Consider the following 11,009-nt stretch of genomic DNA (forward strand, 5'->3'; position numbering starts at 1 on the left):
AAAATTTGAAGGCGTTTTTAGCTAAAGAATCTAGCATTTTATTTAACCAATGATCCATCCATTATAGCCGCAACTACATCTGGATTTAATAAAGTTGAAATATCACCTAAATTAGAGGTTTCATTCTCTGCAATTTTTCTTAAAATTCTACGCATAATTTTACCTGAACGTGTTTTAGGCAATCCTGGAACAAATTGAATTTTATCTAGTTTTGCTATCGGTCCAATAGTTCGAGCAATTAAATCGTTAATTTCTTTTCTTAAGAAATCATCATTTTCAGGAGTTTCATATACAATAACATACGCATATAAAGCATTCCCTTTTATATCGTGCGGATATCCTACTATTGCAGATTCAACCACATTATTGTGCTCATTTATTATATTTTCAATTGGTGCTGTTCCTAAATTATGTCCGGAAACAATAACAACATCATCTACTCTACCTGTAATTCTATAATTTCCTTCTAAATCTCTAAAGGAACCGTCTCCTGTAAAGTATTTCCCTGGAAAAGCCGAGAAATAGGTTTCTTTATAACGCTTATGATCGCCATAAATAGTTCGTGCCATTGATGGCCAAGGATATTTAATACATAATTTACCTTCCGAAGGATTTGACATTAATTCCTCCCCATTTTCATCAACCAAACAAGGTTGAATTCCTGGTAATGGGCGCGTTGCAAAAGTTGGTTTTGTTGGAGTTACTCCACCTAAAGGAGATATCATTATTCCTCCAGTTTCTGTTTGCCACCAAGTATCTACAATTGGAGATTTTTGTTGACCAATTTTCTCATTATACCAGTGCCAAGCTTCCTCATTAATTGGCTCTCCCACCGTACCTAAAACTTTAATAGAACTTAAATCGTGTTTTTCAATTAGCTCATTAGGTTGTGCAGCTAATGCTCTAATCGCAGTTGGTGCAGTGTAAAATTGATTTACCTGATGTTTTTCAACAATTTCCCAAAATCGCCCATAATCTGGATACGAAGGAATTCCTTCAAACATTAAAGTAGTTGCTCCTGCCGCTAATGGTCCATAAACAATATAAGAATGACCAGTAATCCAACCAATGTCAGCGGTACAAAAATAAACATCACCATGTTGATATTGAAACACATTTTTAAAACTGTATGCTGTATGAATCATATAACCTGCGCAGGTATGTACCATTCCTTTTGGTTTTCCAGTTGAACCAGAAGTGTATAATATGAATAACATATCTTCTGCATCCATTTCTTCAGCTGGACAAATATCATTTACTTTCTCCAATTCATCATGCCACCAAACATCCCGACCTGCTTTCATTGTTACTTCAGAATTGATTCTATTAAGAACAATTGAAGTTTCAATTGTTGGTGTAGATTCTAATGCTTCGTCAACAATTCCTTTTAAATCCACAGCTTTTTTACCTCTAAAAACTCCATCTGTGGTTAATAAAACTTTACATTCTGCATCATTAATTCTTGTTGATAATGCTACTGATGAAAATCCTGCGAAAACCACTGAATGCACTGCTCCAATTCTTGCACAAGCCAAAACTGCAATTGCCAATTCCGGAACCATAGGCATATAAACACACACTCTATCTCCTTTACCTACATTATTATTTTTTAACACATTAGCAAACCTACTTACTTCGGAATGCAACTCTTTATATGTGAAATTTCTATTTGCCTCATTTGGATCATTTGGCTCCCAAATAATAGCTAAATCATCTCCTCTTTTATCTAAATGACGATCCAAACAATTTTCAGTAATATTTAATTTGGCTCCCTTAAACCATTCGAATTTTGGGGTTTCCCAATCATATTCAACTACTTTATCCCACTTTTTACGCCAAGTAAAAGTATCCGCAATTTGAGACCAGAATCCCTCGGGATCATTTACACTATGTTGATAAGACTTATAATATTTTATAAATGAATTCACTTGTAAATCATCAAGTGTTTCCTTTTCTTCAATTGTAGCGTGCTCAAAAATTCCAATTTTATGTAACTTGAATTCGTGAGTGATTTCTGAAATAATTTCAGGATCATCAATTGTTGAAGGAATTGTATATTCAACTCCATCAGCAATATTTCTCAATAATTTTCTTAGAATTTTTCCTGATCGAGTTTTAGGTAAACGCTTTACTATTAATACTTTTCTTAAAGCTGCAACTGCCCCAATTTGTTTTCTAACTGTTTGAACAATATTGTATTCTAACTCAAAACTTGATACATAATCTCCAGATTTAAGAACAACTAGAGCTAAAGGAATTTGCCCTTTTAATTGATTCTCAATTCCGAAAACTGCACATTCGGCAACGGAAGGATTCGAAGAAACAATTTCTTCCATTTCAGCAGTAGACAATCTATGACCGGCAACATTTATTACATCATCTACCCTACCTGTTATAAATACATAACCATCTTCATCTATGTAACCGCCATCACCAGAAAAATAATATCCCTCAAATTTTTTCAAATACCCCTCTACAAATCGATCTGTGTTTTCCCAAATATTTAACAAATTTCCAGGAGGAAGTGGCAATTTTACAGCTACAAACCCTTCTTCATTTGCACCAACTTTCTGTCCATCCCTATTTAATATTTGAATATCATAACCACTTACTGGTTTTGATGCAGATCCCGGTTTAACAGGTAGCGCCTCCACTCCCATCATATTTGAAGCCATTGGCCAACCAGATTCTGTTTGCCACCAATGGTCGATTACAGGAACTTGTAATTTATCTTCTAACCAATTTAATGTAGCAATATCACAACGTTCTCCGGCAAGAAACTGATATTTCAAACAACTTAAATCGTATTTTTTCATTAACTCACCATCCGGATCTTCTTTTTTGATAGCTCTTATTGCCGTTGGAGCAGTGAACATTACTTTCACATTATTCTCACTAATTATTCTCCAAAAAGTACTTGCGTCTGGAGTTTTAATTGGTTTTCCTTCATATATTATTGTAGTATTTCTGTTTAAAAGTGGTCCATAAACTATATAACTATGTCCTACAACCCAACCAACATCAGATGCAGACCAAAACACATCTCCTTCTTCTACTCCATAAACATTTTTCATTGAATATTTTAAGGCAGTAGCATAACCACCACTATCACGTAAAATACCTTTTGGTTTTCCAGTGGTCCCTGAAGTGTATAAAATATATAACGGATCTGTTGAAGAAACCTCAACACATTCTGCCGGTTTAGATTTTTCAACTAATTCTCTATACCCTACAAAACGATGTGTTTTTGTCATTAGCGCTCCCAACCTGCGTTGAAAAACAATTACTTTATCTGGTTTATGAGTTGCTTTTTCAATTGCTTCATCAACCATTGGTTTGTAAGCTATAAGTCTATCAACCTCAATTCCTGAAGTAGCAGTTATTATCACTTTTGGCTTACAATCGTCTATTCTAATTGCCAATTCATGAGGTGCAAAACCTCCAAAAACAACTGAATGTATTGCACCGATTCTAGCGCAAGCCAGCATACTGAATGCCGCATGTGGAATCATTGGCATATATATTATTACAGTATCTCCTTTTTTAACTCCTAAATCGCGAAGCCCCCCAGCTAAGCGTTCAACTTCACTTTTAACCTCATTAAAACTATATTGTAATTTTCGTTGAGTTACGGGTGAATCATAAATTATTGCAGTTTGCTCTCCATATCCATCTTCAATATGCTTATCTAATGCTAAATAACAAACATTTAATTTCCCATCAGCAAACCAACGATCAAAACCATTTTCATCTTTTGATAAAATTGATTTTGGTTGTTGATACCATTCAATATTTTTCGCTTGTTCTTCCCAAAACTGCTCAGGGTTTTCAATACTTCTATTATAATGTTTTTGATAGCTCATATTTAATATGGTTTTTGTTGTTAAATCCAAACTACATTGGATTCTAATAATTTATTTTAACAATTCTTTTACCTCTTTCATCAATTTTTTTGTAGAAAAAGGTTTAGCGATATACTTATCTGCACCCAATTGCAAACCTAATTCTATGTCGGATAATTTATTTTTTGCAGAAAGAAAAATCACTTTAATTTCATTTAAATTCTGGCTTTGTTTTAAATAGCTAAGCACCTGATAACCATCTACATTTGGCATCATAATATCCAATAATATGATATCTGGAATATTATTTTCCGCTATTTCAATAGCCTCGGCTCCATCACGTGCAATAAACACTTCAAAATTTTCCTTTTTAAAAATGTATTCTAATGACATTACAATGTTAGGTTCATCATCAACAATTAATATCTTTTTCATTTTATTCTCTTTTTATTGGTAATGTAAAAGTTAATCTTGCTCCCAGAGGTTTTATATTTTCTGCCCAAATTTTACCATTATGACTTTTAATAATTTGCTTAGTTATAGCTAAACCTAAGCCACTTCCAATTGGTTTTAAAATAGTTTGATTTTTAGCTTGATAAAACTTATTGAAAATTGATATTAAATCATCTCCTTCAATTCCTTTTCCATTGTCTTCAACCAAAACTTCAATAACATTTTTATCTATTACTGTGAAAATATAAACTTTGCCGTTTTTATTGCTGGAAAATTTTATAGCGTTAGATAATAGATTGATTATAACTTGCTGAATTCTATCATCATCATAAAATAATTTAAAATCTTGCACACCTTCATCATTAATATAAACTTGATTATTGTTTGCTAACTGCCTAACAGCATCAATTGATTTTTGAATTGTATTTTTAATTGAATTTTCAACCAATTCTAATTTTTCGTTACCGGCCGCCAGCTTTTCTAAATCTAAAATATTATTAATTAACCTACTTACTCTTTCGCTTTCGCTTAAAATACTTGATAAAAATTTCCTTTTAGTTTCATTTTCAATTTCATCGTCATCTAGCAATATTTCAGAAAGTGCTCTAATAGAAGTTATTGGCGTTTTCAACTCATGAGCAACTGTATCTAGAAAATCATCTTTTTGCTTGTCACGTTCTTGCAATTCTTTATTAGATTCTTTTGCTTTTTGAGTTTCATCTAAAATATTTAATACTTCAGGTAAACTTATTTCTTCCTCTTTAACTACTGACGAAATTAAAATTCTAGAAGAAGCACTTCCAATACTTCCAGTAAGTAGTTTTTCACTAAAATTAACCAATCTGGCATCTGCAAATAGTGTTTTTTCATTAATATCATATTTCATAAAGAATAATTTTAATGCTCTCTCTGTTCTTTTCTCACCTAAAAACCGAGTTAAAACCTTTCTAATATCCTTAACATAAGCTTCTCCTTTCCATACATAAGCATTTTCATGCAACGATGCGTATTTATTATTATCAACAAACATTTCTGCAAAATTCCGTTCTCTATAATTACCAGCGGTACCAACTGAAATAAGGGAATATACAATCACATTAAAAAACAAGCTCCAAAAAAACGAATGTGGAACAGGTTCAAAAATTTGCAATCCAAAAAGCTCATATGGTTTTAGTAAATTAATACCAAATAAACCTTCATTTATAAAGGATGTTGAATACAATTGAGAATCAATTGTAAAGGGTATAATTAAGGTATAAACTGTAATTAAAAACCCGATTATTATTCCATAAATTGCTCCTTTTGAAGAACCTCTTCTCCAAAATAAACCACCAAAAAATGAAGGTGCTAATTGCGCAATTATTACAAAAGAAATTAACCCAATAGAAACTAAAGACCTATCTAAAGTAAAACTTCTATAGAAAAAATATGCAACAATTATTAAAATAAAAATAGCTAATCTTCTAATGGTTTTAATCGATTCTGTATTTTCATCAGACTCACCTTTACTAAATTTCCCTAAAAAACCATATGGTATAATTAAATTATTACTTAACATGGTAGACAGTGCTAAAGTAGAAATCACTACCATAGAAATTGCAGCTGAAAAACCACCTAAAAAAACTAACAATGCTAAAAACTCATTGCCATTTTGCAAAGGCAACATTAATGTAAATAGATCCGCATCAACCTGTTGGTTTTGAAAAACTACATTTCCTCCCCAGGCAATAAATATTACAAAAATGTTAAATAACAATAAATACAATGGAAATAACCAAGTCACTTTTTTCAAATATTTTTCTCTTTCATTTTCAACAACAGTTACCTGGAATTGTCTTGGAAGTAACATAATAGCAATCATTGACAATAAGCTTAAAAAAAACCAATTAAACCCACCTTCTAAACCATTAATTTTTTGTTGGATTTCAAAATTTGGCAGTACTGAAGCTCTTTCATAAATATCTGAGGGTCCTTCAAATAAATAAAATGTTACATAAACTCCAATAACTAAAAAGAAAATCAATTTTATAATTGATTCTAAGGCAACTGCAGTAATAATTCCTTTATGCTTTTCAGACGCATCTGTATGTTGCGTTCCAAAAAAGGCTGCAAATATTGCCAGCAAAATTGCGATATAAAAAGTGGTATCATTAATTATAGAATTTGCAACAATATTGTGATTTGTAATTACATTAAAAGTTTCAGAAATAGCTTTAAGTTGTAATGAAATATAAGGTACAATTGCCAGCACACAAATTATGGTAACCAATGCTCCTAAAAACCGATCATTTCCATAACGCAGAGAAATAAAATCAGCCAAAGATGAAATTTTATTTCCTTTAGAAATTCTAATAATTTTTCGCATTAATATTATCCAGGTAGGAATTATAATAACTGGTCCCAAATAAATTGTTAAGAATTTTAAACCAGAAGTAGCTGCCAATCCAACACTTCCATAATACGTCCAAGCTGTGCAGTAGACTGCTAAAGATAAAGTATAAACATATGGGTTATTTACCCATTTACTTTTTGAGTTTTTTTCTGCCCAATAAGCAACATAAAAAATTACTCCTAAGTAAACTAATATTATCGATATGACTAAAAAACTACTCATAATATTTTTTTAGAACTATATATGAGATAATAATACTAGCAATCCAAACAAAAAATATGTAAAAATACATTACAGGAAAACTAAAGATAGTTTTACTACTATTAAAGAGTAATATTATTGGGATATTAAACAAACACAATAATATAACCGAAAGTACAATTAATTTTTGCTGATGTCTTTTTTTCACTGCTTATTAAATTATATCTAAATATAATAAAAACAGCACTATATTATTTATAGTGCTGTTTTGAAGATTATCTATTCTTTAATGACCACTTGCCTCTCCGGCTCCAGAAGGTATTCTAATATGTTCTACAATATCTTGAACATCTTGTGGTGGTGCTGGTGTTACTCTAGAAACTACTAATGAAACTACAAAGTTCACTACCATAGCTACTGTACCAAATCCTTCAGGTGATATTCCAAACCACCAGTTTTCAGCAGTATCCACTGCAGGGTCACCAATCCAATGTAATTTATATTTTGCCATATAAAAGAACATTAATGTAAGTCCAATTATCATTCCTGATATTGCTCCCTCTTTGTTCATTCGTTTATCAAAAATACCTAGCAAAATTGCTGGAAAAAATGATGCAGCTGCTAATCCAAAGGCTAATGCAACCACTGCGGCGACAAATCCCGGCGGGTTAATACCAAAATACCCTGCAATTAGAACGGCAACGAATGCACTTAATCGCGCAGCCATTAGTTCTCCTTTTTCAGAAATATCTGGTTTTATAATTTTCTTAAATAAATCGTGTGAAATTGATGAAGCAATAACGAGTAGCAAACCTGCTGCTGTTGATAATGCAGCAGCTAAACCACCGGCGCCAACCAAAGCAATTACCCAATTTGGTAATTGTGCAATTTCTGGATTTGCCAATACCATTATATCACGGTCAATTGTTAATTCATTAACTGATTTATCAGCAACATATTGAACAACACCATCTGCATTTTTATCATCAAACTTTAATAAACCTGTTTTTTCCCAGTTTCCAAACCATTCAGGTAATTCTGCATATTCAGCATTACTCACTGTTTCTATTAATTTAATTCTAGCAAAAACAGCTACGGCTGGCACAGTTGTGTATAAAATTGCAATAAATAATAATGCCCAACCAGCCGATACACGTGCATCTTTTACTTTTGGTACTGTAAAGAATCTAACAATTACGTGAGGCAGTCCAGCAGTCCCAACCATTAATGCGGTTGTAATAGCAAATACATCAATCATAGATTTACTTCCAGAAGTATATTCATGAAAACCAAGTTCCGTTGACAAGCCATCTAATTTATCTAGCAAATAAATACCATCTTCACCGCTTCCTCCAAATCCTAATTGTGGAATTGGATTTCCTGCCATTTGAAATGAAATAAATATTGCCGGTACCATAAATGCAAAAATCAACACACAATATTGTGCTACTTGTGTATAGGTAATTCCTTTCATTCCACCTAAAACGGCATAAAATAAAACAATTGCCATCCCAATATAAACTCCAGTATTAATATCTACTTCAAGATAACGAGAAAATACAATTCCAACACCTCTCATTTGTCCTGCAACATATGTAAATGATACAATTAAAGCTGCAATAACAGCTACAACACGAGCAGTGTTTGAATAATATCTATCACCAATAAAATCTGGCACTGTAAATTTTCCAAATTTTCTTAAATATGGCGCTAATAAAAGTGCCAACAGTACATAACCTCCAGTCCAACCCATAAGGTAAACTGAACCATCATATCCAGTAAATGAAACTATTCCGGCTAAAGAGATAAACGATGCGGCTGACATCCAATCTGCCGCTGTAGCCATACCGTTTAATATTGGAGGAACTCCTCCACCTGCTACATAAAATTCTTTTGATGATCCTGCTCTAGCCCAAATTGCAATCCCTATATATAGTGCAAATGTAATTCCAACAAGTATCCATGTCCATGTTAATATCCCCATGATTATTTTATTTTTTTAAATTAATTATTCGTCAACACCATATTTTTTATCCAATTTATTCATCAATTTTACATAGACGAATATTAAGATAACAAATACATACATTGATCCTTGTTGCGCAAACCAAAACCCGAGCTTAAATCCGCCCATCTTAATGGAGTTTAACTGATCTACTAATAAAATTCCGAACACATAGGAAACCAAAAACCATATACTTAGTAATATTGCTAAATATCCAAGGTTTTCTTTCCAATATGCTTTCATATCTTGTTTTGACATAATAGTTGTTTTTTAAATATTATAAATAAATCATTGCCTGAAGTGTAACAGTGCCAGTTGTATTCTCTCCAAATTTTTGATTCTTGTATTCTAAAGTAAATTTTGAATTGTGCCCGCTCAAAAACATGTTTGTTCCTAAACCAAATACATTTCGACTATCATCTAAAGCGTCGTAGCTATTTGATCCATAAGATAAGTAAGGCTGAAATCTCGCCTTTTTAACATCACCCGAAATCAAATACCCAACGTGTGAATAAAACATGTTTCCAGTTCCGTATGCACTATACATATAATCTTTCCCATAATCATTTGTCTGATATGTAGCATAAGCCGTAATTGCACTACCATCATCACTTAATGGAGCATCGTAAAAAGCATCAACTGCTAAAATTGAAACATTGTCTCCCTCCATACTTCCTGATGAAGTTGCCACAACAGAACCTTTAGGATGAGTAAAAAAACCTGCACCTAAATTAAATACTTTCTTTGTTCCTAAATAGGTTCCAACTTTATAAGGTAATGTATTTGATTCTTGATCTAAAAAGTTATACTCAAAATATCCTGCATAAGCAAAACCAGCATCTTTAGAACCTAAAATTCTCTTACCGCCATATACAGCAGACCCTCCGTTTTCTGGAGTACGCATATCCAAACCATTTGAAATGGCATCGTTTATGGCTAATTGATATTTAAATTTATTTAATTTCCCTTTTACAAAGAATCCCAAATGACGAGCAAACTGATCTGATAATCCAATTGTTGCCCAAGATTGACGATTATTATCTAGCGTTAATAAATTTAAGGTACTTTGGTTATTCAATCTTGAAATACCATTCCAATAATGCAATCCACCTCCAACGGTATGATTGTCGTTTAAATTCCATTGCCCCCATATTCCATGCATAAAAATTTGGTTCCCATCGCCTTTCCCAACAGGGTGTAAAGTAGCACTGTTTAATCCATTCAATCCAAAATGAGTAAGCAATAAAAATTTCTTTGATATTTGAGATAGCAATAAAACTCGAGCTCTTCTTACATTAAAACTTAAGTTACTTGCTGTTTCAGGAACATTATCATTGTATGCAGCTTGAAATTGACCCCACGAGATAACCCTTAAGTACTTACTGCCGTCATCATTAAACTTAATTTTAAAACCACCGTTATAATCTGGTGAGCCTTGCGAAAAAGAAAAATGAAAAGATAGTAGAAATACAGTGAACAATAGTATTTTGATTTTTTTCATATTGATAGTTATTTGATTAATGAAATATGCTTAAAAGCATATTTTTTTGACCAATGCAATATGACAAGAAAACAAACCTAAATGAAATTCAATATATAATTTTGCTAATTGATATAGTTATTCTTTAAAACGCTCCCAACGAATCAACATATATTTGTCACCAAGCTCAGTTACAACAACCCCAGCACCAATTAAATTTTTATTATCTGTAAAATATTTTGCCAATTCCTGAGCATTCAGAATTTTATAAGTTGAGTGGTATTCAAAACTATACGGACGTTTAATATTGTATTTTTTCACCCAATTTATAATACTAACATGCGAAACGCCTAAAATTCGTTCAATCTCCCTATAGCTTAACCCTTCCAAATATAACTGTAATGCTTTATTAACATAATAAGAGTCTATCTGCTTACCAATTTTATTTACCGTAAAATAATATCCACATTTTTTACACTTAAATCGTTGTCTTTTTTTAATAATTCCACTTTTAACATACTCAGTTGAACTACAATTAGGACAGAACTCGATATTCATATATATTAATTTTGCATAAATATATCAAATTAGCATAATAAATCAAAACAAAACATATATTCTTATAAACTAAAATCT

7 protein-coding genes are annotated in these 11,009 nt (G+C 31.9%); all 7 read right to left on the reverse strand.

Annotation, left to right across the window (positions count from 1 at the left end; translation table 11 throughout):
* Positions 1-38: 38 nt before the first annotated feature.
* The 7 genes from acs to CHB63_RS09085 all read right to left on the reverse strand — a co-directional run bounded on the left by acs (position 39) and on the right by CHB63_RS09085 (position 10,931).
* Complete coding sequence (gene acs / locus CHB63_RS09050; protein WP_089378155.1) at positions 39-3,863, reverse strand: acetate--CoA ligase; 3,825 nt, start codon at positions 3,861-3,863, stop codon at positions 39-41.
* Positions 3,864-3,914: 51 nt separating this feature from the next.
* A complete protein-coding gene (locus CHB63_RS09055) occupies positions 3,915-4,277 on the reverse strand; it encodes a response regulator transcription factor (RefSeq protein WP_089378156.1) in 363 nt (120 codons plus the stop codon).
* 1 nt (position 4,278) lies between these two features.
* Positions 4,279-6,909, reverse strand: a complete 2,631-nt coding sequence (locus CHB63_RS09060) for a sensor histidine kinase (protein ID WP_089378157.1) — start codon at positions 6,907-6,909, stop codon at positions 4,279-4,281.
* Between the two features lie 265 nt (positions 6,910-7,174).
* Entirely contained in the window at positions 7,175-8,872 is a 1,698-nt protein-coding gene (locus CHB63_RS09070) for a sodium:solute symporter family protein (RefSeq protein ID WP_089378159.1), read from the reverse strand.
* A 24-nt stretch (positions 8,873-8,896) separates the two neighbouring features.
* Entirely contained in the window at positions 8,897-9,151 is a 255-nt protein-coding gene (locus tag CHB63_RS09075; protein ID WP_089378160.1) for a DUF4212 domain-containing protein, read from the reverse strand.
* Between the two features lie 19 nt (positions 9,152-9,170).
* Positions 9,171-10,394: a hypothetical protein gene (locus tag CHB63_RS09080; protein ID WP_089378161.1), complete on the reverse strand. Its 1,224-nt coding sequence runs from the start codon at positions 10,392-10,394 to the stop codon at positions 9,171-9,173.
* Positions 10,395-10,511: 117 nt separating this feature from the next.
* The gene (locus tag CHB63_RS09085) at positions 10,512-10,931 is read right to left on the reverse strand and encodes an IS1/IS1595 family N-terminal zinc-binding domain-containing protein (RefSeq protein WP_089378162.1); all 420 of its coding nucleotides are present in this window, start codon (positions 10,929-10,931) and stop codon (positions 10,512-10,514) included.
* Positions 10,932-11,009 lie beyond the last annotated feature (78 nt).

Source organism: Lutibacter flavus, assembly GCF_900188355.1.
GTDB lineage: Bacteria > Bacteroidota > Bacteroidia > Flavobacteriales > Flavobacteriaceae > Lutibacter > Lutibacter flavus.